The organism is Pseudomonas oplopanacis (genome assembly GCF_057128725.1).
Genome location: NZ_JBSKHV010000002.1, coordinates 24,623 through 50,733, shown reverse-complemented (window position 1 = coordinate 50,733; position 26,111 = coordinate 24,623). Strand labels below are relative to the sequence as shown.

Sequence of the window (26,111 nt, the reverse complement as noted above, 5' to 3'; positions counted from 1 at the left end):
GCAGAATCCCGGGTTACTTCGCTTCGATCCGAAACCCGAAGCGCGGAAAGTGCACATGCACCACGCCGCCACGTTCGTCTTCACGGCGCAGGATCAATTCTTCGCTGCCTGCAAACAGCAACTCACCCTCCACCGGATCAACGCCGTAATCGATGGCCGCGACCTTAACCAGCTGGCCAGGCTCAAACCCGTTCGGTTCTTCGAACTGCTCATCCGGCAAAGCAGCTGGCGTGGCATTGCGCGCTACTTCCAGCGCCTCCAAAGACGTCATCTCGCTGGACGCACCATGCCCAAAGCCCATCACTCGCCCGAACCAGGCCGACACAGCCGGATAAGCATCAACCAGCGGTGAAGTCACAGGAGTTGCCTTGAGGAACCACAGCGAATGGGCCAGGGCAAAATCGGCAATCGACGGCTCGCCGAACAGAAAGTCGCCCTGCTCGCGCTGCAGCTGTTGCTCCAGTCGCGTCATGATTGTCGGCCATTGATGTTTGGCCTGCTCGGCGGACAACCTGGAAGCGCTGCCACCGCTGAACAACCCGGCGCGGTCGGCGAGGAAGGCCTTGATCGCTTCCGGCGGCAATTTGCCGAAGCGCACCGCTACCGATTCCGGCTGGAAGACCAGGCTGACCGCATGCTGGAACACCACCGAATCAGCCCAGGCCGCAAAGGTCGCGGCAATCATTTCCTGGCCTTCCGGGAAAAACGCCGGCAAGGCTTTTTCCTGCTCCAGGCGGCGAGCGATCAGCGAGGTATCGCAATAGATATCCGCGCCGATCTGCAACACCGGCGTCCGGCGGTAGCCACCGGTCAGCGCAGTCAGATCGGGTTTTGGCATCACCGGCGAGATGTGCACCGAGCGCCAGGACAGCCCCTTGAAGCCCAATAGCAGTCGGGCCTTTTCGGCAAAAGGGGACGTCGGGTAATGATGCAGAATTAACTCGGACATGCTCGGCTCCGCCGCACGGATAAGGAATCCGCAGCTTAGCGCGCAATCGACAAGCGGCCTACAGATCTGCCTGATGGGCACTTATCAGTCAGGTTGATAAGCCCGCAGCGGCACTCGCGACCAGGCACTCCTTGGCGCTTTTCCTGAGTTTTTTGATCAGCCGTTCCTGCCGCAGCGCTTCGCTTTTATCGCGACAGACTTCTGTGTAGACGAGCGCCACGGCCGGGCTGGAGAGAAAAAACCGCGCACCCTTGCCGCTTTGGTGCGTAGCAAAGCGCCGCACGGGGTCGTCGCTGATGCCGCAGTAAAGCGAACCATTGGCCGCGCGAACGAGGTAGACGAACCAGGGTTTGCTGACGGGCAGCACCGGTTCGGCGGCAATGTCGGAAGATTCGCTCAGGGTGCTCACGTGACGATCATGGCTTGTAGGAAACAAGCCGCGATCTTATCAGCGACTGGCCTGGAATGCCTTCAGCCCCTTGAGGGCTTGAGCACGAACGGCGTTTCTGACCAGAGGCGTCCACCCCAGAATCAGCCCTTTGAAACCCAGCGCCTGCCGCGACCAGGCCCACAGGTCGAAACTGTCGTGGTGCTCGCAGATCTTGCCATCGCGAAACACGAAGCGTGCCTGAATGTCGTTGACCACAATGTTACCGGTCTGGCTGAACAGATACGTCGCGACCCAGTGCGCACCGCCCGTGCGCTCGTCAGCGCGCACGTTGTCGAAAGTCAGGGAAAAGTCCTTGGCCCGAGTGGTGAGCATGCGCCACATGTCGCCGGCGTCGCGACCGCGCAATTCGCCGAACGCCGGATCACTGAACACCACGTCGTCGGTGTAACAGGCGCTCATGGCCTCGGCATCCAGACGCTGGAAAGCCTGGTAGAACCGGGTGATCAATGTGCTGTGGACTTCACTCATGGGCAGACTCCCTGTGTTTGCAAATTAGCTTCGTAATATTCCCTGCACGATAGTCTGCAACGACGCGAAACACTATCGGCATTCGTGGGCCGAATACCGACAGTGTGAGGGGGCATCAGACTTTTTCGCTGTCGACCTGGACGTACAGCGAACGTCCGGCGCCGAGGCCGGCAACGATTGCACCCAGGCCAATGACCCCGAAGATCCAGCCCAGCGCCGTCCAGCCGCCGGTCCAGTCATGCACGATACCCACCGCGAACGGCCCCATCGATGCCAGGGTGTAACCGAACCCCTGGGCCATGCTCGACAGGTTGGCCGCGACGTGCGAGTCCCGCGAGCGCAGCACGATCAGGGTCAACGCCAGGCTGAAGGTAGCGCCCTGCCCCAGGCCGAGCAGAATCGCCCAGCCCCACAGGCCTTCGATCGGTGCGTAGAGACAGCCGAACAGACCGCCGAGGGTCATCAGCATTACCACCACAATGGCCAGTCGCTGATCCTTGCCGCGTGTCGCCAGCCAAGGCGCCGCGAGAGAACTGGCCAACTGGACGATCACCGATCCTGACAGCACCAGACCAGCCTGGGTCGGTGTCAGCCCGCGACCGATCAGAATCGACGGCAACCAGCCGAATACGATGTACGCCAGCGACGATTGCAGGCCCATGTACAACGTCACTTGCCAGGCCAGCGGATCGCGCAGCAGTCCGCGAACCCGATACGCAACGTTATGCGCACCATGTTTCTGGCCACCCACCTGCGGCAGCCAGAAGATCGCCGCGACCAGCGCCGGCAGCACCCAGAAGCCCAGGCCCATGGCCCAGCTCTGGTCGAAATGCTCACTCAGCGGCACGGTGGCGCCGGCGGCCATTGCGGCCCCGAGACACAACGCCATGGTGTAGACACCGGTCATGGTCCCGGCCTGTTTCGGGAAGTCGCGCTTGACGATGCCCGGTAACAACACACCGATCACACCGATGCTCGCACCCGCCAGCACGCTGCCGGCAAACAAGCCGATCTCGCCGAATGAACTGCGCAAAATGATCCCGCCCGCCAGTGTCAGCAGAATCCCCAACACCACTCGCTCGGCGCCAAAACGTCGTGCCAGCACGGGTGCCAGTGGCGCGAACAGGCCGAGGCAGAGCACCGGCAATGTCGTCAGCAAACCGGCCTGGGCCGCCGACAAACCAAGAGTCTTCGAAACCTCGCTGAGCATGGGCGCCATGCTCGACAGCGCCGGACGCAGGTTCAACGCCACCAGGATCAGTCCCAGTAACAACAGCCATGGTCGGCGCAGCAGCGGATGGCTCTGCTGGACCTGTTCGTCATCGGCCTCGGCGTCAATCAGCAACTCTTCGAGCTCCGCCGTGCGCTTGGATTGCGTGAGATTACTATCGCTGCTGGACATGGATTTCTCGGTTTCAAGGTTCATTGATCAACTGCCTCGACAGGGCTTTGGCCCGTTCCGGGTCGCGTTGCTCGACGGCAGCCAGCAGTTCGATGTGCAGGTCGAACACTTCCTGGCGCCGCGGGGTGATGTTCAAGGTCTGGCGCAATTGCGCGCCGATGACGCTGGAGAAATAGCGATACAACTCGCTCAGTGTCGGATTGTGCGCGGCGTCCACCAGACGGCGGTGGAACACCAGGTCGCAGGCGATGTAGCTGTCGAGATCGCCGTGGTAGTGGCTGCCGCTGACACCCAACGCTTCGCGCAAGGCCACCAGGTCTTCGTCTGTCCGGCGCAGTGCCGCGAGGCCGATGGCTTCGACTTCAAGGATGTGCCGCGTCTCACGGGCCTGCTCGTGGGAGCAGCGGGACAGCGCTTTCATGGTGTCCAGCGGATCGATCACCGCCCGCAGGAAGCTGCCGTCTCCCTGGCGGATTTCGATCAAGCCTGAAAATGCCAACACGCGCATGGCTTCACGCACGGTATTGCGGCTGATGCCCAGCTCGGTCGCCAGCTCCGGTTCGGTGGGTAGACGTTGGCCGACGACCCAGACGCCTTGCGTGATACGAAGGCGTAGCTGGTCAAGCGCTTGGTCGACCAAGGATCGCTTGGTCAATGGAGAAATGTCTGACATGTAATTCGCCCTTTCATCCAATCATAGGATGAATTTTCTGACATGTTAGTCAGCTTAGCCGAACAAGACAACGGATTCGCCGCAAACCTGTAGGCGCCGGCTTGCTGGCGATCGCGATCGTGCCGACACATTCGGAACTGAACTTTGGCAACGCTTCTCACTATTGCGCACTAGCCTTTTGTTTCTTTCAAAACACAGGAGGGCAATGGAATGCCAGATCTTCCCCATGCCAATCGCTTGCGCGCCGGCCGCTATTCCCAAACCGGCCAAATCTATCTGCTGACGACTGTCACCTGGAATCGCACCCCGTTTTTTACTGACTGGCGGGCAGGACGTCTGGTGGTTGACCACTTTCGTCAGGCGCATACCGAAGAATGGGTCGACTCCCTCGCTTGGGTGGTGATGCCCGACCATTTTCATTGGCTGGTAGAACTGAAGGACAACTCGTTGTCGGCGTTGATGCTGGCAACCAAATCGCGCAGCGCGCGGGCGGTAAACGCGCGGCTGAAGCGCAGAGGGATGGTATGGCAGAGAGGTTTCCACGACCGTGCGATTCGCCGTGAAGAGGATCTGCGAGCGGTCGCCAGATACATCGTTGCCAATCCATTGCGTGCGGGGCTTGTCACACGCGTGCACGATTACCCATTGTGGGATGCCAAATGGCTATAGCCGGAATACTCGGTGGCGGCTGTTATGCCGCCATCGCCAGCAAGCCGGCTCCTACAGGTTTGGCAGTTAGCAGTTGGAGCATTTCATCAGCCAAAAATAAACCCGGAACACGGTCCGGGTTTATTTCACTGCCTGGTTTCGATCAATGCAGAATCTGGCTCAGGAACATCTTGGTCCGTTCATTCTGCGGGTTATCGAAGAAGTCGTTCGGCGCGGCCTGTTCGACGATTTCACCCTTGTCCATGAAGATCACGCGGTTGGCCACGGTACGGGCGAAGCCCATTTCGTGGGTTACGCAGAGCATGGTCATGCCGTCTTCAGCCAGGCCGATCATGGTGTCCAATACCTCTTTCACCATCTCGGGGTCGAGTGCCGAAGTCGGTTCGTCGAACAACATGATTTTCGGTTTCATGCACAGCGCGCGGGCAATCGCCACACGCTGTTGCTGACCACCGGACAGTTGCCCCGGGAATTTATGCGCCTGCTCCGGAATGCGTACGCGCTCCAGGTAATGCATGGCGATTTCCTCGGCCTGGCGCTTGGGCATTTTGCGTACCCACATTGGCGCCAGGGTGCAGTTCTGCAGAATGGTCAGGTGCGGAAACAGATTGAAGTGCTGGAACACCATGCCGACTTCACGGCGCACCGTTTCGATCTGCTTGAGGTCGTTGGTCAGCTCCACGCCATCGACGACGATGCGGCCCTGCTGGTGTTCTTCCAGTCGGTTGAGGCAACGGATGGTGGTCGACTTGCCGGAACCCGACGGGCCGCACAACACGATACGCTCGCCCTGTTTCACGTTCAGGTTGATGTCTTTCAACACGTGAAACTGGCCGTACCACTTGTTCACGCCCTGCATCTGAATAATGCCTTCAGGGCTCACTGTCTTTTTGATTGCTTCGCTCATTACAGAACTTCCCAAATTAGGTAGCGACTTAGCGCTTGTGCCCAGTGTCGAGCTTGCGTTCCAGATGCATGGAATAGCGCGACATACCAAAACAGAAAATCCAGAACACCAGGGCCGCGAACACATAACCTTCAGTGGCCATGCCCAGCCATTTCGGGTCGGCGGCGGCTTGTTTGACGCTGTTGAGCAGGTCGAACAGGCCGATGATGATCACCAGGCTGGTGTCCTTGAACAGCGCAATGAAGGTGTTGACGATGCCGGGGATGACCAGCTTCAGGGCTTGCGGCAGGATCACCAGGCCCATGCTGCGCCAGTAGCCGAGGCCCATCGCGGCAGCCGCTTCGTACTGACCTTTTGGAATCGCTTGCAGACCGCCGCGCACCACTTCGGCGACGTAGGCCGACTGGAACAGGATCACGCCGATCAGTGCCCGCAGCAGCTTGTCGAAGCTCATGCCTTCCGGCAGGAACAACGGCAGCATTACCGACGACATGAACAGCACCGTGATCAACGGCACGCCGCGCCAGAATTCGATGAAGGTCACGCAGACCACACGAATCGCCGGCATGTTCGAACGACGTCCCAGCGCCAGGACGATACCCAGCGGCAAAGCACCAGCGATACCGACGGTAGCGATCACCAGGGTCAGCATCAAGCCGCCCCATTGGCTGGTCGCCACCTGGGTCAGGCCGAAGATGCCACCGTGCAACAGGAAGTAGGCAATGATCGGGTACAGCACCAGGAAGCTCAGGCCATACACCGCTTTACGGTGAAAGCGCGAAATGAACAACGGTGCGATACCGATGACCGCCAGCCACACGGTCAGGTCGACGCGCCAGCGCAGTTCCGGTGGGTAGTAGCCGTACATGAACTGGCCGAAGCGCTGTTGGATGAACACCCAGCAGGCGCCCTCCTTCGTGCAGTCGGCGCGCGTGGTGCCGACCCAGTTGGCGTCCAGGATTGCCCAATGCAGGATCGGCGGCACCACCAGGTAAATCAGATAGAACGCGAACAGGGTCAGCAGGGTATTGAGCCAGCTGGAGAACATGTTCGCGCGCATCCATGCAATCACACCGATGCTACTGCTCGGTGGAGGCATGTCAGGTTTGAAAGTATGAGTACTCATGCGCTATTCCTTACCGCTCGATCAGCGCAATGCGCTTGTTGTACCAGTTCATCAGCAGGGAAATGCTGATACTGATCGCCAGGTACACGCTCATGGTGATCGCAATCACCTCGATCGCCTGTCCGGTCTGGTTCAGCACCGTACCGGCAAACAACGACACCATTTCCGGGTAACCGATACCGGCCGCCAGCGAGGAGTTCTTCGCCAGGTTCAGGTATTGGCTGGTGAGCGGTGGAATGATCACGCGCAGGGCTTGCGGGATGATCACCTTGCGCAGGGTCGGACCGTTGCGCAACCCGAGCGAGTGCGCCGCTTCGGTCTGGCCGTGGCTGACCGACTTGATGCCCGAACGCACGATCTCGGCGATGAACGCCGCGGTGTATACGGTCAGGGCCAGGGTCAATGCCAGCAGTTCCGGGATCAGTACCCAGCCACCGACGAAGTTGAAGCCCTTGAGCTCTGGCAACTCCCAGTGCAGGGGCGCGCCGAAGATCAAGGCGCACAGCGCCGGGATCACCAGGAACAGCGCCAGGCCAACCCAGAACTTGTGGAACGGGACGCCGGTCTCTTCGAAGCGCTTGGTGGCCCAGCGGCTCATCAGCACGATGGCGACAATGGCCACGACAATGCTCGCCACAAACGGCCAGAACCCGTCCGCCGCCAACGCGGCCGGCATGTTCAGGCCACGGCTGCTGACGAAGAAGGTGTCGCCGAAGTTATGGCTGTTGCGCGGCCCCGGCATGGTCAGGAACACCGCGAAGTACCAGAACAGGATTTGCAGCAGCGGCGGAATGTTGCGGAAGACTTCCACATAAACAGTCGCCAGCTTGGCGATGATCCAGTTCTTCGACAGTCGTGACACGCCGACGATGAACCCGAGGATCGTCGCCAGGATCACGCCGATGAACGTCACCAGCAGCGTGTTGAGCAGGCCGATGACAAACACCCGGGCATAACTGTCCGATTCGGTGTAGTCGATCAGGTGTTGAGCGATGCCGAAACCGGCACTGCGCTCCAGGAAACTGAAGCCGGAAGTAATACCCCGGTGTTGCAGGTTGGTCTGGGTGTTATCGAACAGATACCAGCCCATCGAGACCACCGCCACAATGGTGATGATCTGAAACAGCCACGCACGCACTTTGGGATCGCTGAGGCTGAGCCTCTGCTTTGGTGCGCCGATTGAATTTTGCATGAAGTGCCCCGGATGTAATGGAACAGAACATCACCCGGTGGTTGGCCCACCGGGTGATAGAACCATCAGCGCACTGGTGGTGCGTATTGAATGCCGCCGTTGGTCCACAGGGCGTTCATGCCACGGTCGATTTCCAGCGGAGTGCTCTTGCCGAGGTTTTTCTCGAAGACTTCACCGTAGTTGCCGACCTGGCTGACGATCTTGACGACCCAGTCCTTCGGCAGTTTCAGGTCCTTGCCGTACTCACCATCAGCGCCGAGCAGACGGGCAACGTCAGGGTTTTTAGTCGACTTGGCTTGTTCAACCACGTTTTTGGAAGTCACGCCTGCTTCTTCGGCGTTGAGCATGGCGTAGCCAACCCAACGAACGATGGCCAGCCACTCGTCGTCGCCGTTACGCACGACTGGACCCAGAGGTTCTTTGGAAATGGTTTCCGGCAGAACCACGTAGTCTTTCGGCGAAGCCAGCTTGCTGCGCTGTGCGTAGAGCTGGGATTTGTCAGAGGTCAACACGTCGCAACGACCGGATTCCAGCGACTTGGCGCTTTCATCGGAGGTGTCGAAAGTGATCGGGGTGTACTTCAGGTTGTTGGCACGGAAGTAGTCGGACACGTTCAGCTCGGTAGTGGTACCGGCTTGAATGCAGATGGTTGCACCGTCCAGTTCCTTGGCACTTTTCACGCCCAGCTTGCTGTTGGCCAGGAAGCCCACGCCGTCGTAGTAAGTGATGAAGCCAGGAAACTTCAGGCCCATGCCCGCGTCACGGGAACTGGTCATGGTGGAGTTGCGCGACAGCATGTCGATTTCGCCGGACTGCAGAGCGGTGAAACGCTCCTTGGCATTCAACTGGCTGAATTTGACTTTGTTTGCATCGCCAAACACTGCAGCAGCCACGGCGCGGCAGTAGTCAGCATCGATACCCACAATCTTGCCAGTGGAGTCTGGAACCGAGAAGCCCGGCAGACCATCACTGACACCGCACTGTACGAAACCTTTCTTCTGCACTGCATCCAGGGTTGCACCCGCCTGAGCGAACCCACTGATACCGAGTACTGCGGCTGCAGTCACGATAGCCAGGGTGGATTTCAACATCTTCATTCAAACCTCCAGTTTTGCTCTTGTTGTGTCGGAGCTTGAGTCCTGCCGCACCCTTTTGAGGCGTAATCGACCCGAGTTGGCTTTTTTTGGGGTCAACCGACGTAGGACCTGCGCTATGAGTCTAGTAGGAGAAAATCCACATCATGGATAACTCACTTCTCACCAATCGGCCGAACGGGCTGTAGCCCTTTCACGTTCGCGAAGCCCGTAGCGGCCACTGGCGAACATCCATCACCGGATTCTTTGCTATCCCGCCGTCAGCAGTACACTGATAGTGTTACCGCAGGGGGCGAGATGGGTTGCACCGCTTTCCCATAGCAAAGCCCGTACCAGACCGCTCGCTGAACCGATTGCGCGACAGGTCAATAGCAAAACTTGTAGCCTTGCGACATCTTCTTAACTGATCAACCTGAAGCGCACTGGGATCTCGCACCCAATCAGAGCGCACGCACAACAATGGAGCAGCCATGACCGAGCCCCTTATTCTTGAACCCGTAAAGCCCGTAGACGCTTGCGTTATCTGGCTGCACGGCTTGGGCGCCGACCGCTACGACTTCCTGCCGGTGGCCGAAGCCCTGCAGGAAAGCCTGTTGACCACGCGCTTCGTCCTGCCCCAGGCACCGACCTGCGCCGTCACCATTAATGGTGGCTACGAAATGCCGAGCTGGTACGACATATTGGCCATGAGCCCGGCGCGCGCGATCAACCGCGAGCAGCTGGAGGAGTCAGCGCAACGGATCATTAAATTGATCGAAGTGCAGCGAGCCGTTGGAATAGACGCCTCGCGGATTTTTCTCGCAGGCTTTTCACAGGGCGGCGCCGTGGTGTTACACACCGCTTTCCTGAAGTGGCAGGGGGCGCTGGGTGGCGTACTTGCCCTCTCCACCTACGCGCCGACGTTCAGCGATGAACTCGAGCTTTCCGCCAGCCAGCAGCGTATTCCCGTGCTGTCTTTGCACGGCCAGTACGATGACGTGGTGCAAAACGCCATGGGCCGCTCTGCGTATGAGCATTTAAAGCAGCGTGGTGTCACCGTGACATGGCAGGAATACCCAATGGGCCACGAAGTGTTACCCGAAGAAATTCGCGATATCGGCACCTGGCTCGCCGAGCGCTTGCGTTAAAAGCCTTCCTTTGATCATCCCGCTACGCCGCGCCCGTTTCTTGCATTACACTGGCCGGCGTACATTCCTTAACCAATTGATGAGATGACCGTGCTCAAAGCACTCAAAAAGATGTTCGGTAAAAGCGAGGCTGAGCCGCTCGCCGCAGTCGCCAGCGCTCCGTCTCACATCCCCAGCCACCGCACCGACGGTCATCAGCCTGGCCGGACCGCTGCCGTAGCGGCACCGAAACACGAGCCCGTGACCACACCGGCCGCCCCTCCTGTCGAGGTCATCGCAGCGGAACAACCGCTCAGCGAAGCCCCGAAACCTGCAAAACCGCGTCGTGAACCGAAGCCAAAAGCGCCGGTTATTCCCTGGAAACTCGAAGACTTCGTCGTCGAACCCCTGGAAGGCAAAACCCGCTTCCACGATTTCAAACTCGCCCCCGAACTGATGCACGCCATCCAGGACCTGGGCTTTCCGTACTGCACGCCGATCCAGGCGCAAGTGCTGGGCTTCACCCTCGCGGGCAAAGACGCCATCGGTCGCGCCCAGACCGGCACCGGCAAAACGGCCGCGTTCCTGATTTCGATCATCACCCAACTGCTGGAAACCCCGCCGCCGAAAGAGCGCTACATGGGTGAACCGCGGGCGCTGATCATCGCGCCAACCCGCGAACTGGTGGTGCAGATCGCCAAGGACGCGGCCGACCTGACCAAGTACACCGGCCTCAACGTCATGACGTTTGTCGGCGGCATGGACTTCGACAAGCAGCTCAAGCACCTCGAAGCCCGTCACTGCGACATCCTCGTGGCCACCCCGGGCCGCCTGCTCGACTTCAACCAGCGCGGCGATGTGCACCTGGACATGGTCGAAGTGATGGTACTGGACGAAGCTGACCGGATGCTCGACATGGGTTTCATCCCACAAGTGCGTCAGATCATTCGCCAGACGCCACCGAAGAACGAGCGTCAGACGCTGCTGTTCTCCGCGACCTTCACCGAAGACGTGATGAACCTCGCCAAGCAATGGACCACCGAACCGTCGATCGTCGAGATCGAGTCGCAGAACGTGGCCAGCGAAAACGTCGAGCAGCACATCTACGCCGTTGCCGGTGCCGACAAATACAAACTGCTCTACAACCTGGTCAACGACAACGGTTGGGAGCGGGTGATGGTGTTTGCCAACCGCAAGGATGAAGTGCGCCGCATCGAAGAACGCCTGGTGCGCGATGGCGTCAACGCCGCGCAACTGTCCGGAGATGTACCGCAGCACAAACGCATCAAGACCCTGGAAGGTTTCCGCGAGGGCAAGATTCGCGTGCTGGTCGCCACCGATGTCGCCGGTCGCGGCATTCACATCGACGGCATCAGCCACGTGATCAACTTCACCCTGCCGGAAGTTCCGGACGACTACGTACACCGTATCGGTCGTACCGGTCGCGCCGGTGCCGATGGCGTGTCCATCAGCTTTGCCGGTGAAGACGACTCCTACCAGCTACCGTCCATTGAGGCGTTGCTGGGCCGCAAGATCAGCTGTGAAACACCTCCGACGCATCTACTGCGGGCGGTTGAGCGCAAACGCCCGTAACCGGGAAGTTGCAGAAAGAGGCGCAGCCGGGAACGGACTGCGCTTTTTTTCGCCTCGCTTTTTTACAAGCGCTTGCCCAACACAACTAAAAGTCCATAATGGACAAATTAGTTTACTTGCAGCTTCCGGAGCCGACCATGTCCAGTACGCCTTACGTGATCACCCAGCCTCAGGCCCGCGAACTACTGGCGAAGGTCGACGTCCCGCAGATCCTGCGCAAGCTGTTCCGCGACTTGGCGGCCGGCCAAGCCGTACAACCGGCGCAGCAACTGGTTGAATTCCCTCAGGGTGCCGGCGATTTCATCAATTACCTCGGCGTGCTGGCGCAGGACGGTGTCTACGGGGTCAAGACCTCGCCTTACATCGTGCGCGAACAGGGCCCGCTGGTGACGGCCTGGACGTTGCTGATGTCGATGCAAACCGGGCAGCCGTTGTTGCTGTGCGATGCCGGTGAGTTGACCACCGCCCGCACGGCGGCAACCACCGCTGTCGCTGTCGACGCACTGGCGCCTTTAAAGGCGCAGCGTCTGGCGATCATCGGCAGCGGCAAAGTCGCCCAGGCGCACTTGCACTACGTCAAAGGCCTGCGTGACTGGCAAAGCATCAGCCTCTACTCGCCGAGCCTGAGCGACAAAAATCCCGAAGTATTGGCGCAGCTCCAATGTCTCGACCCGCGCCTGACCATCGCCGACAATCGCGAAGCGGCGATTCAGGACGCCGACGTGATCATGCTGTGCACATCGTCCGCAAGCCCGGTGATCGACCCGGCTATCTTGAGCAAACCGGCGCTGATCACCTCCATCAGCACCAACGCCCCGCGCGCCCACGAAGTGCCGCCGCAGAGCCTCAATGACATGCAGGTGTTCTGCGATTATCGTCTGACCACTCCGGGCTCGGCGGGCGAAATGCTGATTGCCGGCGAGCAGCATGGTTGGGACACGGGCTTGATAGTCGGCGACCTGCCCGACCTGCTGAGCGGCAAGGTACAACGCCCCGACTACAACCGGACCGTGTTCTTCCGCTCCATCGGCCTGGGCCTGGAAGACATCGCGCTGGCCAATGCCATTTACCAACTGCAGAACTAACAACTGAACTCCCGTGGGAGCGAGCCTGCTCGCGAAGGCGTCGGGTCAGTCGACATCAATGTTGAATGATTAACCGCATTCGCGAGCAGGCTCGCTCCCACAGGGATCGCCACAATTTCGGCATTTGCGCCCCACAGGAGACGTTCATGAGCCAAGCAGATTTCATCATCATCGGCGGCGGGATTGCCGGGGCATCCACCGGTTTCTGGCTGTCGCACCAGGCCAAGGTGATTGTGCTCGAACGCGAATCCCATCCGGCCTATCACTCCACCGGACGTTCCGCCGCGCTGTACACCGCCGCCTACGGCACTCCCCAGGTTCGCGCGTTGACCCAGGCCAGTCGCGACTTCTTCGACGCGCCGCCTGCCGGCTTCTGCGAACACCCGCTACTGACACCACGTGGCGAGATGACCGTGGACTTCACCGGCGACCCGGCTGAACTGAACAATCAATACCTCAGCGCCAAAGCCACGGTGCCAGAGATGCAACTGCTCAGCGCCGATGAAGCCTGCGCGCGCCTGCCGATCCTGCGCCGGGAAAAAGTCCATGGCGCGATCTACGACCCGACCGCCAGCGACATCGACACCGATGCCCTGCACCAGGGTTACTTGCGCGGCATCCGACGCAACAAAGGCGAGGTCATTACCGACACCGAAGTGCTAAGCCTGACCCGCGATGCCGACGGTGTGTGGCAAGTCATCACCAACGGCCAGACCTTCAGCGCCCCCGTCATCATCAACGCCGCCGGTGCCTGGGCTGACAAAATCGGCGCGCTGGCCGGCGCCCGGCCGCTGGGCCTGCAACCGAAACGGCGGGCGGCCTTCATCTTCGCCGGGCCCGAGGGCGTGGACATCCACCATTGGCCGATGCTGGTCAGCCTCGACGAGTCCTTCTACATGAAGCCCGACGCGGGGATGTTCCTCGGTTCGCCGGCCAACGCCGACCCGGTGGAACCGCACGACGTACAGCCGGAAGAACTGGACATCGCCATGGGCATCTATCAGATCGAAGAGGCCACCACCCTGACCATTCGCCGCCCGACCCGCACGTGGGCCGGTTTGCGCAGCTTTGTCAGCGATGGCGATTTACTGTCCGGCTTCGATCTGCAGGTCCCGGGCCTGTTCTGGGTAGCGGCACAGGGCGGCTATGGCATCCAGACGTCGCCAGCCATGGGCCAGGCCAGCGCAGCGCTGGTACGCAGAGAATGCTTGCCCGAGCAGCTCACGCGTTTCGGTCTGGACGCCGACATGCTCTCCCTCGCTCGCCTCGGCTGATCGCCTGTTCAGGTGACGTGTCGCCACGATTGCGGCAAACTTCCAGCGCCCGTTTTTACAGGGCGCTGACGCTGCCTGGAGCTCCACTGTATGAACGCACCTGAAAAAGACCCGGCGCTGGACAATTACCGAGCGATCGCCGATGCCATCGCCACGCTGTTCTTTCCTCATGCCGAGGTGGTGCTGCACGACCTGCGCACGCAGAAGATCGACTACATCGCCAATAACCTGTCAAAACGGGAAATCGGCGATGACGCGGCGCTGGAGGACATGCTCAGCGACGATGTCAGCGAAACCAACATTGGGCCGTACGAAAAGCTCAATTGGGACGGTCAGAAGATTCGCAGCTTGAGCACCGTATTGCGTGATGGCGAAGGTCATCCGCTGGCGGTGTTGTGCGTCAACCTGAACATCTCGCTGTTCGAGAATGCCAAGGCGGCGCTCGACCTGTTCCTGTCGCCGAGCAAGCTGATCCCGCAACCGGATTCACTGTTTCGAGATGACTGGCAGGAGCGGATCAACACCTTCCTGCACGCCTGGCTGCGTGAGCGCCAGTTGAGCCTGAACCTGCTGACACGCGACCATAAACGCGAACTGGTGCTGGCGCTGCACGCCGAAGGCGCTTTCAAGGGCAAGAGCGCGTCGAACTATGTGGCCAATGTGCTGAACATGGGCCGGGCGACGGTTTACAAGCATTTGAAGGAATTGAAGGGCTAAGATCTGAGGTTTGTGTTGTTTGATCCGGCCTCTTCGCGAGCAGGCTCGCTCCCACACTGAATCTGCGCCATATGGAGATCAAATGTGGGAGCGAGCCTGCTCGCGAAAGCGGTTTTTCAGTCGCCGTAGATATCGGACTTGAAGTACTTGTCCGAAATCTTCTGATATTCGCCACTCGCCCGAATGCCATCAATCGCCGCGTTCAGTTCACTGACCAATTCAGTGTTGCCCTTGCGCACCGCAATCCCCGCGCCCTCGCCCACGTATTTCGGGTCCTTCAATTCAGGCCCGACAAACGCGTATCCCTTGCCACGCGGCATCGACAGGAAGTCGCTCAACGGGATGGTGTCGGCAAAAATCGCATCAAGGCGACCGGCTGCCAGGTCCATGTAGATTTCTTCGTTGTTGCCGTAGCGCTTGACGTTGATGCCCTTCGGTTCGAACACCTCGGTGGCGTAACGGTCGGTGGTGGTCGCGCGCTGCACACCAACGGTCTTGCCTTTGAGGCTGGCGTATTGGTCATCGACCACCGCGCCGTCCTTCATCACCAGGCGCGAGGACGTGAAGTAATACTTGTGGGTGAAATCCACCGACTTCTTGCGGTCTTCATTGATGGTCATGGACGACAGCGCCATGTCGATTTTCTTCACTTTCAGGGAAGGAATCAGACCGTCGAATTCGCCTTCGACCCATACACACTCGACCTTCATTTGTGCGCACAACGCATTGCCGATGTCGTAGTCGAAACCGACAATCTTGCCCTCGTCGGTTTTCGAGGCGAACGGCGGGTAGGCAGCTTCGATGCCGATTCGCAGGGCTTTCTCGGCGGCAAACACACTGGTGCACGCCAACAGGCTCAGGGCCAGACCGGTGATGAGGGGGAATTTCTTCATGTTCGTTCTCTCGCGGGTTGTTGTTGGTTTGGCAAGACAGAAGAAAGAGCAGAAACGGGGGGACGCCTTTTTTGTACTTATAATTCCATACTGGACTTTTATGTATTAATCGTCAATCGGGCAAGCGGGATCATGCCTGGCCAATGGTCGGGTGGTGAGTCAGGGCGCTATTGGATGAAGCGAATGGCCCCTTCGCGAGCAGGCTCGCTCCCACAGGGATTTTCGTCATACACAAATTTTGTGTTCATGAAGATCAACTGTGGGAGCGAGCCTGCTCGCGAAGACTGGCTAGAGAACTCCGCAGGAACTACTTCTTCCAGCGATCCGCCGCCGCATGATCGCTGTCACGCCCCTCAACCCAGCGCGGGCCGTCACTGGTGTTTTCCTTCTTCCAGAACGGCGCACGGGTTTTCAGGTAGTCCATGACGAAGGCACAGGCATCGAACGCTGCCTGGCGGTGGGCGCTGGCGGCGCCGACGAAGACGATCGGCTCGCCCGGTTCCAGGGCACCGATGCGGTGCAGCACTTCCAGCTTCAACAGCGGCCAGCGCTGCTCGGCCTCGAGGGCAATCTTGCCGAGGGCTTTTTCGGTCATGCCCGGGTAGTGCTCAAGAAACATCCCGGCCACATCGAGTCCGTCATTGAAGTCGCGCACGTAGCCGACAAAACTCACCACCGCGCCCACGCCGACATTGGCAGCGTGCATGGCGTTGACTTCAGCACCCGGATCGAACGCCATGGACTGCACGCGAATCGCCATGGATCAGCCCCCGGTCACGGTCGGAAAGAATGCCACTTCATCGCCATCGCTCACCGGCTCGTCGAGTTGGCAAAGGTCTTCGTTGCGCGCGCACATCAGGTTCTGCTCGCTCAACACCTCGGCACCGTCACGCTGAGCCAGCAGCGCACGCACGTCGTCGACCGTGGCGAAATCGCCTTCAACCTTGACCGAGTCCACGCCGAGCGCTTCACGGTAACGCGCGAAAAACTTCACGATAACGTTCATGGCTGATCCGCCTGGAAATGCCCGCTCTTGCCGCCGACCTTCTCCAACAGGCGCACGCTTTCGATGGTCATGCCGCGATCAACGGCCTTGCACATGTCGTAGATGGTCAATGCCGCGACGCTGGCAGCGGTCAGCGCTTCCATCTCGACGCCGGTCTGCCCGGACAACTTGCAGCGCGCGACGATGCGCACGGTGTCGTCGCCTTCGGCACTGAGCTCGACTTTGACGCCGGTCAACATCAACGGATGGCACAGGGGAATCAGATCGCTGGTTTTCTTCGCCGCCTGAATGCCGGCGATACGCGCCACGGCGAACACATCACCCTTGGGGTGACCGCCGCTGACGATCATCTGCAACGTTTCGGGCAACATGCGCACCAGCGCTTGGGCCGTCGCTTCACGGAACGTCACGGCTTTTTCAGTGACGTCGACCATGTTGGCGCGACCTTGGGAATCGAGATGAGTCAGCACAGGGTTACTCCTGATCAGGAGCGTCGATTGTAAACCTGCGGGTCAATTTTCCGCACCCTAGATTATCGGCTCACCACTCCTACAGGGAGATGTGTGTTGGGCATAAAAAACCGGGCGACCTTTGGGGCCGCCCGGTTTGGGTTGAGCAGTTACAAATGCGATTCGGCGTATTCGGCCAGAATCGAACGAGGCACCCCTTGCAGGGTGATGTGCACACCGTTGGGGAAGTCTTTGAAGCGTTCGGTCAGGTACGTCAGCCCGGAACTGGTCGCGGACAGGTATGGGGTGTCGATCTGCGCCAGGTTACCCAGGCACACCACTTTGGAACCGGCGCCGGCACGGGTGATGATGGTTTTCATCTGGTGCGGTGTCAGGTTCTGGCATTCATCGATCAAAATCAGGCTCTGCTGGAAGCTGCGACCCCGGATGTAGTTGAGGGATTTGAACTGCAACGGCACTTTGCTGAGGATGTAGTCGACGCTGCCATGGGTGTTTTCGTCATCCATGTGCAAGGCTTCGAGGTTGTCGGTGATGGCGCCCAGCCAAGGCTCCATTTTTTCTGCCTCGGTGCCAGGCAGGAAGCCGATCTCCTGGTCCAGGCCCTGCACGCTACGGGTCGCGATGATCCGGCGATAACGTTTGCTGACCATGGTCTGCTCGATCGCCGCCGCCAGGGCCAGGATGGTTTTACCGGAACCTGCTGCCCCGGTCAGGTTGACCAGGTGGATATCCGGATCGAGCAAGGCGTACAGCGCCAGGCTTTGATAGATGTCACGCGGTTTCAGGCCCCAGGCTTCCTGGTGCAACAGGGGTTCCTGGTGCAGGTCGAGAATCAGCAGCTTGTCTTCTTCGATCTCCTTGATCCAGCCGACAAAACCCTGTTCATCGATGATGAACTCATTGATATGCACAGCCGGCAGGTTGTCGATCAGCTGCACCTGGTGCCAGGTGCGACCGTGGTCTTGACGGGTTTCGACATTCTTCACACGATCCCAGAAGGAGCCGTCCATGTTGTGGTAGCCGTTAGGCAGTAACGAAACGTCGTCTACCAGTTGGTCGGTGCTGTAGTCCTCGGCCGCGATCCCGCACGCCCGGGCCTTGAGGCGCATGTTGATGTCTTTGGTGACCAGCACGACGGGCAACTTGGGCTCGCGCGCGTGCAGATCAATCAGTTGATTGATGATGATGTTGTCGTTCAGGTGTTCGGGAAGAATGATGTTCGGTTCGGTGCGTTTGCTCATCAGAATTGACAGCAAACCCTTGGGCCCACTTTTGCCACGCTGGATCGGCACACCCAGCTCTACATCTTCAGGACTGGCATCGCCCAGCGTCTTGTCGATCAGGCGAATGGCTTGACGGCATTCCGCAGCCACGCTGTGATGCCCGCTCTTGAGCTTGTCGAGCTCTTCAAGGACGGTCATCGGGATGGCAACGTGGTGTTCTTCGAAGTTGAGCAGCGCGTTTGGATCGTGAATCAATACGTTGGTATCGAGTACATAAAGGATTGGCTGGTTGGAAGAAGAGCTACGTCCGTGATCATCCATACTCGGTCACCTTTGTGGGAGCCAGTAGACGCAATACCTTGGCGGTGCTGCGCCTCGAAGTGGCCGCCGAATCTCACCTGCGGAGAATCAAGTGACTGCAAAACAAACGGGTCTTGGAAGACGCCACCTGTGTTGCAGGTTTCGGCGGTCTGTCTTCGTAATACTCCAAAACGTGTGACAGAAAAAAGTACTTTGACGTTTTTTTGAAGTTTATTTTTCAGAATGACCAATAGCACTTGGCGGACTGCCACTACCCCGTTAAAGTCGGAAGTCCGCCTGCATCGAAATTCCTCTCAAAAACGCCCCAAACCCAATGTTTACGGGGTTTGTGCCAAGCAGCGCGTTTCAGCGAAAACCGTCCTGACAGTCCTCCCAACCGATCCCGCTTTGCGCCGTTTGCGTAATCAGCCAGGGCATCGCCGTTTTTAACGCGTCCTGCTTCACATTGAAATTGATCACGCCATGGCGCCACAGCAGCATCAGCGTCAGCACGCGTTGCGCGCTCGGGTTGCCCTTGAGCTTGCCCGCCCCGTCCTGCGCATCGATGTTCCATAACGCCACCTGCAAACCCTGGGCATTAAAGAAGCCTTCGGCATCGGAGCGGCGCTGGCCATCGGGAGGACGAAACAGCGGCACGTAGTTCTCCGGCAATTTGCTTTTGACCAGTTCGACGCTGCGTCGCACCGAGTCCTGCCAGTCCTGCCAGTGGCTGTGGGAGCGGAACTCCCAGCCCTGTACGCCGATGCATTGCTGCGAGTACATCGCTTGCAGGCTGGCCACCGAGTCAGCAGCCAGGCGCGCCTGAATGTCCTTGCCGAGAACAAAGAACGTGCCGCTCATGTTCGACTTGCGCAGGTACTCGGCGGCCCAACCGGTGTTGTCCGGCGCGACGTTGGCGGCGCTGTCGAAGGTCAGCAAAAAAAGCCGGTCATGCATGGCATCGCCAGTGTGTTCATAGTCGCCAAAACGATCGACTTCGCTGCTGGTCTGTGGAAACAGGGCGGCCTTGCGCAGTTGCTCGTCCAGGTACTGCGCGTGGAACAACCGGCTCGGTTCGGCCCACTTGATGTAGTAGCTGTCGTCGCTGACCAGGAACTTGGCCGCTTGCCCGCGCAACGTCTCCATGTCTTCGACCAGGAAACAGAAAGACGCATCCTGATCGCAGCTTTGCTGGGCAAAGTTGTAGTTGGTCAACAAACGCTGCCACAGACGCTGGCGCAGTTGGTTGACCGCTTCCAGATTGATTTTTCGCAACCCCAGGCGTTGAGCCAGTGCGGGTTCATCCAGCGATTCGCTGGCCAGAAGCACCCGCGCGAACATGAGGATTTCGGCCCGCGACGCCACGTCGAACAGGGTCGGGCTGCTGAGCTTCTCAGGCCAGGTGCTGCGATCCAGCGTCGCCAGATCACCGGGCGCCGCCAGGGCGCCAAAGCTCAATAGCCAGGCCGAGAATAGAAAAACGATACGCAATGGGATGTCTCCATAACAAAACCCGCGGCGCACTATAGCCGATCCCGCACTAGCGCCACGACCTACTGTGGGAGCGAGCCTGCTCGCGAATGCGGTGCGTCAGGCAACATAGATGTTGAATGTGCCGCCCTCTTCGCGAGCAGGCTCGCTCCCACAGGTATTCGGATTGCCACCGATCATCACCTATCGCCTTGATAGCTGGAGTCATCCGCCGCTACCCCCTAGAATCGCGCCCACGATTAAAGGAGACGACTTCATGCTGATGGTGATTTCCCCCGCCAAGACCCTCGATTACGAAACACCGCCGGCGACCCAGCGCTTTACCCAGCCGCAGTACCTCGATCATTCCCAAGAGCTGATCATGCAGCTGCGCGACCTGACGCCGGCGCAAATCAGCGAACTGATGCACGTCTCGGACAAGATCGGTGGCCTCAACGCCGCGCGTTTCGGCAGCTGGACACCCGCGTTCACCCCGGAAAACGCCAAGCAGGCGCTGCTGGCCTTCAAGGGCGACGTCTATACCGGTCTCAACGCACAAACCTTCAGCGAAGCCGATTTCGATTACGCCCAGCAGCACCTGCGCATGTTGTCCGGCCTGTATGGCCTGCTGCGCCCGCTGGACCTGATGCAACCGTATCGCCTGGAGATGGGCACCAAGCTGGCGAATGCCCGTGGCAAAGACCTGTATGCCTTCTGGGGTACGCGCATCAGCGAATGGCTGAACGAAGCGCTGGCCGATCAAGGCGATGACGTGCTGCTGAACCTGGCGTCCAACGAGTACTTCACGGCCGTCAAACGCAACGCCTTGAACGCGCGCATCATCAATACCGACTTCAAGGACCTGAAGAACGGCCAGTACAAGATCATCAGTTTCTACGCGAAAAAAGCCCGCGGCATGATGAGTCGCTTCGTCATCGAAGAGCGCATCAACAACCCAGTCGACCTCAAGCAATTTGACGTTCAGGGTTACCGCTACAGCGCCGAACAGTCCAAACCGGACAACCTGGTTTTCCTGCGCGATCACGCCCCCGAATAAAAGCACCAACCCGGCGCACGACTCTTTTAATCCTCGTCGTGCGCCGGCGCCCGTTCGTCGAACAATCCCGCCCCATATCGTCGACTTATTGACGCCAATAAAACATCACCAAATTTTCTAACTTTTGTTTCACTCGACTTCGGTGTTTTTTTTCAGTAGTGGCACTGAAAATTTTTATCGGTAGTGGCATAAAACTATCGAACTCGGTTAGCCCCCTATGTATCAAGGGTGAAACAGCAAGTGCCATCAGTTTGAAAGTAGTGCCATCTTTCTTAATATTTCAAGAAATTTCAGATTTCGCGATGGGCGGACTGGAACTATGTCCAAATGCGTAGTTCATACCACCGGTAACGATTATCAACGTGCTTGTACGAGATAACTTACGCAGACAAGCCATTCACATAGCGAAGTTGTCACATTAACTTCCGAACATGAGTCGCTTATTTGGGCAACACACGAAGGACAGGAGATACGCATCATTAATATCCCCTACAAGGCCAAGGCAGCGCCCCTATAAACGTGCTCTCCCGAGCACCCAACCGCTTGATTTACAGGCTTATCGCCTGGCATTGAGCGCGCAAGATCCTTGCACAAGCGTCCTCAGGCCAGAGGACCGGCTGCATAACAGGGCACGTCATAATAATAAGGCCTAGTTGCGCACATCTTGAGTGCACTTATTTAGACACTCGGAACTTAGTATGCCTGCACACGGCATTGTGGCGCCTGTAAGCCGCACTTTCGAGTGCACTATGACCGCTAAACACCTTTAACTCCGGCCATCTTATGGCTAGTGAAAACAGTCTTGATAACAGAGAGGTAATTGCGATGCGCATCAGCATATTTGGTTTGGGTTATGTCGGCGCTGTCTGTGCCGGTTGCCTGTCTGCACGGGGCCATGACGTCGTTGGCGTCGATGTTGCCAAAGACAAAATCGATATGATCAATGCCGGCAAATCGCCGATCGTTGAACCGGGCCTGGGCGAACTTCTGCGCAAGGGCATCGATACCGGCAAACTGCGTGGCACGACCAACTTCGCCGAGGCGATTCGTGACACCGACCTGTCGATGATCTGCGTCGGTACGCCCAGCAAGAAAAACGGCGACCTGGAACTGAACTACATCGAAGCCGTGTGCCGCGAAATCGGTTTTGTCCTGCGTGACAAGACCACCCGCCACACCATCGTGGTTCGCAGCACCGTGCTGCCGGGCACCGTGGCCAATGTAGTGATCCCGATCCTCGAAGATTGCTCCGGCAAGAAAGCCGGCGTCGACTTCGGCGTTGCAGTGAACCCTGAGTTCTTGCGTGAAAGCACCGCGATCGCCGACTACGACCTGCCACCAATGACCGTCATCGGCGAGTTCGACAAGGCATCGGGCGACGTTCTGCAATCGCTGTACGAAGAACTCGACGCACCGATCATCCGCAAGGACATCGCCGTTGCCGAGATGATCAAGTACACCTGCAACGTGTGGCACGCCACCAAGGTCACCTTCGCCAACGAAATCGGCAACATCGCCAAGGCCGTCGGCGTCGATGGTCGTGAAGTGATGGAAGTGGTCTGCCAGGACAAAACCCTGAACCTGTCCCAGTACTACATGCGCCCAGGCTTCGCGTTCGGCGGCTCTTGCCTGCCAAAAGACGTGCGTGCCCTGACCTACCGCGCAGGTTCCCTGGACGTGGAAGCACCGCTGCTGAACTCGCTGATGCGCAGCAACGAATCCCAGGTGCAGAACGCCTTCGACATCGTTTCCAGCCACGACAAACGCAAAGTCGCCCTGCTGGGCCTGAGCTTCAAGGCCGGCACCGACGACCTGCGCGAAAGCCCGCTGGTGGATCTGGCCGAAATGCTGATCGGCAAGGGTTACGACCTGAGCATCTACGACAGCAACGTCGAATACGCCCGTGTTCACGGTGCGAACAAGGATTACATCGAGTCGAAAATCCCTCACGTCTCGTCCTTGCTCAACTCCGACTTCGACGACGTGATCAACAACTCCGACGTGATCATCCTCGGCAACCGTGACGAGAAATTCCGCGCCCTGGCGCAGAACGCCCCGCACGGCAAGCAAGTGGTCGACCTGGTGGGCTTCATGACCAAAGCCACCAGCGTTTCGGGCCGCACCGAAGGCATCTGCTGGTAATACGGAATCCCGTCTCTGACACCGCGCTTTCGCGGATGAAACACCTGTAGGAGCCCGCCTTGCCGACGATGACGGACTTGAGATCGCCATCGCCGGCAAGCCGGGCTCCTACAGGGGCGCGGGGCTTGCAACTGACTTTAGGATTCCGATTATGCACAGGCTAAAGCACGGCCTACTTCAGGCCGCCGGTTGGCTGTTTTACCTAAGTTTATTGATGGGCATCGCCATGGCGTTGCCTGCGTCCACGTTCGACTCCGAGTCGAAGGACTTCATTTTCCTGATCGGCTTCATCGGGATCTGGCGTTACTCGATGGGTGCCACGCACTTTCTGCGCGGCATGCTGTTCCTGTACGTGGTCTACCCGCACCTGCGGCGCAAAGTGCGCAAGCTGGGCAAAGCGGCAGACCCGTCCCATGTATTTTTGATGGTCACCAGTTTCCGTATCGACGCGCTGACCACCGCGCAGGTCTACGCCTCGGTGATTCGTGAAGCGATCGACTGCGGCCTGCCGACCACCATGGTCTGCTCCATCGTGGAAATGTCCGATGAGAAGCTGGTGAAGAGCCTCTGGTCGCGGATGAATCCGCCGGACCGGGTCAAGCTCGACTTCGTGCGCATCCCCGGCACCGGCAAGCGCGACGGCCTGGCCTACGGTTTCCGCGCCATCTCCCGCCACTTGCCGGACGACCGCGCCGTGGTCGCCGTGATCGATGGCGACACCGTGCTCGGCGAAGGCACAGTGCGCAAGACCGTGCCGTGGTTCCAGCTGTTCGGCAACGTCGGCGGCCTGACCACCAACGAGTTCTGCGAAGTGCGCGGCGGCTACATCATGAGCGAATGGCACAAGCTGCGTTTCGCCCAGCGTCACATCAACATGTGCTCGATGGCCCTGTCCAAGCGCGTATTGACCATGACCGGGCGCATGTCGGTGTTCCGTGCCACGGTCGTCACCAACCCGGAATTCATTGCCGACGTGGAAAGCGACTCGCTGCAACACTGGCGCCTGGGTCGTTTCAAGTTCCTGACCGGCGACGACAAGTCGAGCTGGTTCAGCCTGATGCGCCTGGGTTACGACACCTTCTACGTGCCTGACGCCGCGATCAACACCGTCGAGCATCCGCCGGAAAAGAGCTTCATCAAGGCCAGTCGCAAGCTGATGTTCCGCTGGTACGGCAACAACCTGCGCCAGAACTCCCGCGCCCTGGGCCTGGGGATGAAGCGCCTCGGCCTGTTCACCTCGGTGGTGCTGTTCGATCAGCGCGTGTCGATGTGGACCTCGTTGCTGGGCCTGACGGTCGCGCTGATTGCCAGCTTCAAATACGGCACCGCGTTCATCCTGGTTTACCTGCTGTGGATCGGCATTACCCGCCTGATCCTGACCTTGATGCTGTCCCTTTCCGGTCACCGGATCGGCCCGGCCTACCCGGCGATTCTCTATTACAACCAGATCGTCGGCGCGCTGGTGAAGATCTACGTGTTCTTCCGCCTCGATCAACAGTCCTGGACTCGCCAGCCCACTTCTCTGACCCGTGATCTCGCCAGCTTTCAACGTTGGTTCAACACCTGGTCGTCTCGGACCATGACCTTCTCCGCCGGCAGCATTTTTGTCGCCGTGCTGCTGATGATGGTCTGACCCGCCCCTATTGAATTAACAAGGAAATCGCCCCTATGAATACCGCCGTCAACGCCAACGTAGTGCATGAATCCGAAGCCCAGCGCCAACACGCCCGAGTGAAAATCCCGGCCAAGCTGCGTTTCTTCGGTCCGGACCGGACGCCGGTGGAAGCCCGTGTGATCGACCTTTCCGCTGGCGGCCTGGCGTTCAACGCCGGTCAGCTGCCGCTGAAGATCGGAGATGTGTACAAGGCTCGCCTGCAATTCGTCATCGACAACCTCGGCCTGGCCATGGACGTGGAGCTGCAGGTTCGCTCCTTCGACCGCCAGACCGGCCGTGCCGGTTGCCAGTTCCAGAACCTCGAACCGCAAGACATTTCGACCCTGCGTCACCTGATCACCTCTCACCTGGCCGGCGACATCGTCAGCATGGGTGAAGTGCTGGCGACCCTGCAGCGCGACAACTTCACCAAGGCGCGCAAGGTCAAGGACGGCGGTCACGGCATGAGCGCATTCGGTCGCCTGCGTGCAGTGACCTTCAGCCTGGGGATTTTCATCGTCGGCGTCGCCGCATTCGGTTTCGTTTTCAAATCGGTGTACGGCATGTACTTCGTCAGCCACGCACAGGCCGGCCTGGTCAGCGTGCCGGGCATGAACATCACCATGCCGCGCGACGGCACCGTGCAGAGCCTGATCAAGGCTGACGGCGTGGCTGCCAAAGGCGCCCCGCTCGCCACGTTCAGCACCAGCATGCTCGACGTGCTCAAAGGGCATCTGGACGACAACCAACTGCAACCAGCCAAGGTTGAAGAACTGTTCGGCAAGCAAATGACCGGCACCCTGACCTCGCCGTGCGATTGCACCGTGGCCCAACAAATGGTCGCCAACGGTCAGTACGCCAGCAAGGGCGACGTGATCTTCCAGCTGGTGCCGCGTAACAGCGAAGCCAACGTCGAAGCGCGCTTCTCCTATCGCCAGTTCCGCGACGTGCGTCCAGGTACTCCGGTCAGCTTCCAGATCGCCGGCGAAGACAAAACCCGCACCGGCAAGATCGTCAGCAGCACCAGCCTGAAAAGCGCCGACCTGTCGTCCGATATCCGCGTGCTGATCCAGCCTGACGAAGCCCTGGACAGCAGCCTCGCCGGTCGCCCGGTGGAAGTGAACAGCGATCGTGGCCCGAACCTGAACTGGCTGATCGACAAAGCCATGGCCGCCGGTCTTTAAGTCGAG

Annotated in this window: 25 protein-coding genes; 10 read left to right on the top strand and 15 right to left on the bottom strand. The window is 59.2% G+C overall.

The window, feature by feature from the left end; genetic code table 11:
• Positions 1 to 13: 13 nt before the first annotated feature.
• The 5 genes from ACWKV5_RS04545 to ACWKV5_RS04525 all read right to left on the bottom strand — a co-directional run bounded on the left by ACWKV5_RS04545 (position 14) and on the right by ACWKV5_RS04525 (position 3,943).
• The gene (locus tag ACWKV5_RS04545; protein ID WP_483840364.1) at positions 14 to 949 is read right to left on the bottom strand and encodes a glutathione S-transferase family protein; all 936 of its coding nucleotides are present in this window, start codon (positions 947 to 949) and stop codon (positions 14 to 16) included.
• 88 nt (positions 950 to 1,037) lie between these two features.
• The gene (locus tag ACWKV5_RS04540) at positions 1,038 to 1,358 is read right to left on the bottom strand and encodes a GIY-YIG nuclease family protein (protein ID WP_483840363.1); all 321 of its coding nucleotides are present in this window, start codon (positions 1,356 to 1,358) and stop codon (positions 1,038 to 1,040) included.
• Positions 1,359 to 1,397: 39 nt separating this feature from the next.
• Positions 1,398 to 1,868, bottom strand: a complete 471-nt coding sequence (locus ACWKV5_RS04535; protein ID WP_483840362.1) for a nuclear transport factor 2 family protein — start codon at positions 1,866 to 1,868, stop codon at positions 1,398 to 1,400.
• Between the two features lie 115 nt (positions 1,869 to 1,983).
• A complete protein-coding gene (locus tag ACWKV5_RS04530) occupies positions 1,984 to 3,294 on the bottom strand; it encodes a CynX/NimT family MFS transporter (RefSeq protein WP_483840361.1) in 1,311 nt (436 codons plus the stop codon).
• The gene (locus tag ACWKV5_RS04525; protein WP_483840360.1) at positions 3,284 to 3,943 is read right to left on the bottom strand and encodes a FadR/GntR family transcriptional regulator; all 660 of its coding nucleotides are present in this window, start codon (positions 3,941 to 3,943) and stop codon (positions 3,284 to 3,286) included. The genes ACWKV5_RS04530 and ACWKV5_RS04525 overlap by 11 nt, the downstream gene beginning before the upstream one ends.
• A gap of 210 nt (positions 3,944 to 4,153) precedes the next feature.
• Between ACWKV5_RS04525 and ACWKV5_RS04520 the strand changes: the two genes are divergently transcribed.
• Positions 4,154 to 4,612, top strand: coding sequence for an REP-associated tyrosine transposase (locus ACWKV5_RS04520; protein WP_483840359.1), 459 nt, complete (start codon positions 4,154 to 4,156; stop codon positions 4,610 to 4,612).
• A gap of 142 nt (positions 4,613 to 4,754) precedes the next feature.
• Here ACWKV5_RS04520 and ACWKV5_RS04515 read toward each other — a convergent pair whose 3' ends face one another.
• The 4 genes from ACWKV5_RS04515 to ACWKV5_RS04500 form a co-directional block, all read right to left on the bottom strand.
• A complete protein-coding gene (locus tag ACWKV5_RS04515; protein WP_123433595.1) occupies positions 4,755 to 5,519 on the bottom strand; it encodes an amino acid ABC transporter ATP-binding protein in 765 nt (254 codons plus the stop codon).
• 28 nt (positions 5,520 to 5,547) lie between these two features.
• Entirely contained in the window at positions 5,548 to 6,645 is a 1,098-nt protein-coding gene (locus ACWKV5_RS04510) for an amino acid ABC transporter permease (RefSeq protein WP_483840358.1), read from the bottom strand.
• A 10-nt stretch (positions 6,646 to 6,655) separates the two neighbouring features.
• A complete protein-coding gene (locus tag ACWKV5_RS04505; RefSeq protein ID WP_483840357.1) occupies positions 6,656 to 7,837 on the bottom strand; it encodes an amino acid ABC transporter permease in 1,182 nt (393 codons plus the stop codon).
• A gap of 65 nt (positions 7,838 to 7,902) precedes the next feature.
• Positions 7,903 to 8,934, bottom strand: a complete 1,032-nt coding sequence (locus ACWKV5_RS04500; RefSeq protein WP_123433592.1) for an amino acid ABC transporter substrate-binding protein — start codon at positions 8,932 to 8,934, stop codon at positions 7,903 to 7,905.
• 467 nt (positions 8,935 to 9,401) lie between these two features.
• On the opposite strand from ACWKV5_RS04500, the gene ACWKV5_RS04495 reads away from it, so the two are divergent.
• From ACWKV5_RS04495 to ACWKV5_RS04475, 5 genes are all read left to right on the top strand, one after another.
• A complete protein-coding gene (locus tag ACWKV5_RS04495) occupies positions 9,402 to 10,058 on the top strand; it encodes an alpha/beta hydrolase (protein WP_483840356.1) in 657 nt (218 codons plus the stop codon).
• Positions 10,059 to 10,142: 84 nt separating this feature from the next.
• Positions 10,143 to 11,630 (top strand): ATP-dependent RNA helicase RhlB, encoded by a 1,488-nt coding sequence (gene rhlB, locus ACWKV5_RS04490; protein WP_483840355.1) that lies wholly within the window; start codon positions 10,143 to 10,145, stop codon positions 11,628 to 11,630.
• 137 nt (positions 11,631 to 11,767) lie between these two features.
• Positions 11,768 to 12,715 carry an ornithine cyclodeaminase family protein gene (locus ACWKV5_RS04485; RefSeq protein ID WP_483840354.1) on the top strand — a complete coding sequence of 316 codons (948 nt, stop codon included), beginning with the start codon at positions 11,768 to 11,770 and terminating at the stop codon, positions 12,713 to 12,715.
• 146 nt (positions 12,716 to 12,861) lie between these two features.
• The gene (locus ACWKV5_RS04480) at positions 12,862 to 13,989 is read left to right on the top strand and encodes an NAD(P)/FAD-dependent oxidoreductase (protein WP_483840353.1); all 1,128 of its coding nucleotides are present in this window, start codon (positions 12,862 to 12,864) and stop codon (positions 13,987 to 13,989) included.
• Between the two features lie 90 nt (positions 13,990 to 14,079).
• Entirely contained in the window at positions 14,080 to 14,706 is a 627-nt protein-coding gene (locus tag ACWKV5_RS04475; RefSeq protein WP_123433588.1) for a helix-turn-helix transcriptional regulator, read from the top strand.
• A 116-nt stretch (positions 14,707 to 14,822) separates the two neighbouring features.
• On the opposite strand, the gene ACWKV5_RS04470 is transcribed toward ACWKV5_RS04475, so the two are convergent.
• The 6 genes from ACWKV5_RS04470 to ACWKV5_RS04445 form a co-directional block, all read right to left on the bottom strand.
• Positions 14,823 to 15,599: an ABC transporter substrate-binding protein gene (locus ACWKV5_RS04470; protein ID WP_483840352.1), complete on the bottom strand. Its 777-nt coding sequence runs from the start codon at positions 15,597 to 15,599 to the stop codon at positions 14,823 to 14,825.
• A 307-nt stretch (positions 15,600 to 15,906) separates the two neighbouring features.
• The gene (gene moaE, locus ACWKV5_RS04465; RefSeq protein WP_483840351.1) at positions 15,907 to 16,359 is read right to left on the bottom strand and encodes a molybdopterin synthase catalytic subunit MoaE; all 453 of its coding nucleotides are present in this window, start codon (positions 16,357 to 16,359) and stop codon (positions 15,907 to 15,909) included.
• A gap of 3 nt (positions 16,360 to 16,362) precedes the next feature.
• Positions 16,363 to 16,605, bottom strand: a complete 243-nt coding sequence (gene moaD, locus ACWKV5_RS04460; protein ID WP_483840350.1) for a molybdopterin converting factor subunit 1 — start codon at positions 16,603 to 16,605, stop codon at positions 16,363 to 16,365.
• Entirely contained in the window at positions 16,602 to 17,075 is a 474-nt protein-coding gene (moaC, locus tag ACWKV5_RS04455) for a cyclic pyranopterin monophosphate synthase MoaC (protein WP_027924850.1), read from the bottom strand. Before moaC ends, moaD begins: the two co-directional genes overlap by 4 nt.
• Before the next feature lie 149 nt (positions 17,076 to 17,224).
• Complete coding sequence (locus ACWKV5_RS04450) at positions 17,225 to 18,619, bottom strand: PhoH family protein (protein ID WP_483840349.1); 1,395 nt, start codon at positions 18,617 to 18,619, stop codon at positions 17,225 to 17,227.
• A gap of 345 nt (positions 18,620 to 18,964) precedes the next feature.
• On the bottom strand, positions 18,965 to 20,089 hold the full coding sequence (locus ACWKV5_RS04445) for a polysaccharide deacetylase family protein (RefSeq protein ID WP_483840348.1): 1,125 nt from the start codon (positions 20,087 to 20,089) through the stop codon (positions 18,965 to 18,967).
• 256 nt (positions 20,090 to 20,345) lie between these two features.
• Between ACWKV5_RS04445 and yaaA the strand changes: the two genes are divergently transcribed.
• The 4 genes from yaaA to ACWKV5_RS04425 all read left to right on the top strand — a co-directional run bounded on the left by yaaA (position 20,346) and on the right by ACWKV5_RS04425 (position 26,105).
• Positions 20,346 to 21,125: a peroxide stress protein YaaA gene (gene yaaA, locus ACWKV5_RS04440; RefSeq protein WP_483840347.1), complete on the top strand. Its 780-nt coding sequence runs from the start codon at positions 20,346 to 20,348 to the stop codon at positions 21,123 to 21,125.
• 825 nt (positions 21,126 to 21,950) lie between these two features.
• Positions 21,951 to 23,267: a nucleotide sugar dehydrogenase gene (locus ACWKV5_RS04435; RefSeq protein ID WP_007942268.1), complete on the top strand. Its 1,317-nt coding sequence runs from the start codon at positions 21,951 to 21,953 to the stop codon at positions 23,265 to 23,267.
• Between the two features lie 151 nt (positions 23,268 to 23,418).
• Positions 23,419 to 24,900, top strand: coding sequence for a mannuronan synthase (alg8, locus tag ACWKV5_RS04430; RefSeq protein ID WP_483840346.1), 1,482 nt, complete (start codon positions 23,419 to 23,421; stop codon positions 24,898 to 24,900).
• Positions 24,901 to 24,935: 35 nt separating this feature from the next.
• On the top strand, positions 24,936 to 26,105 hold the full coding sequence (locus tag ACWKV5_RS04425; RefSeq protein ID WP_483840345.1) for a PilZ domain-containing protein: 1,170 nt from the start codon (positions 24,936 to 24,938) through the stop codon (positions 26,103 to 26,105).
• The last annotated feature ends 6 nt before the right edge of the window (positions 26,106 to 26,111 follow it).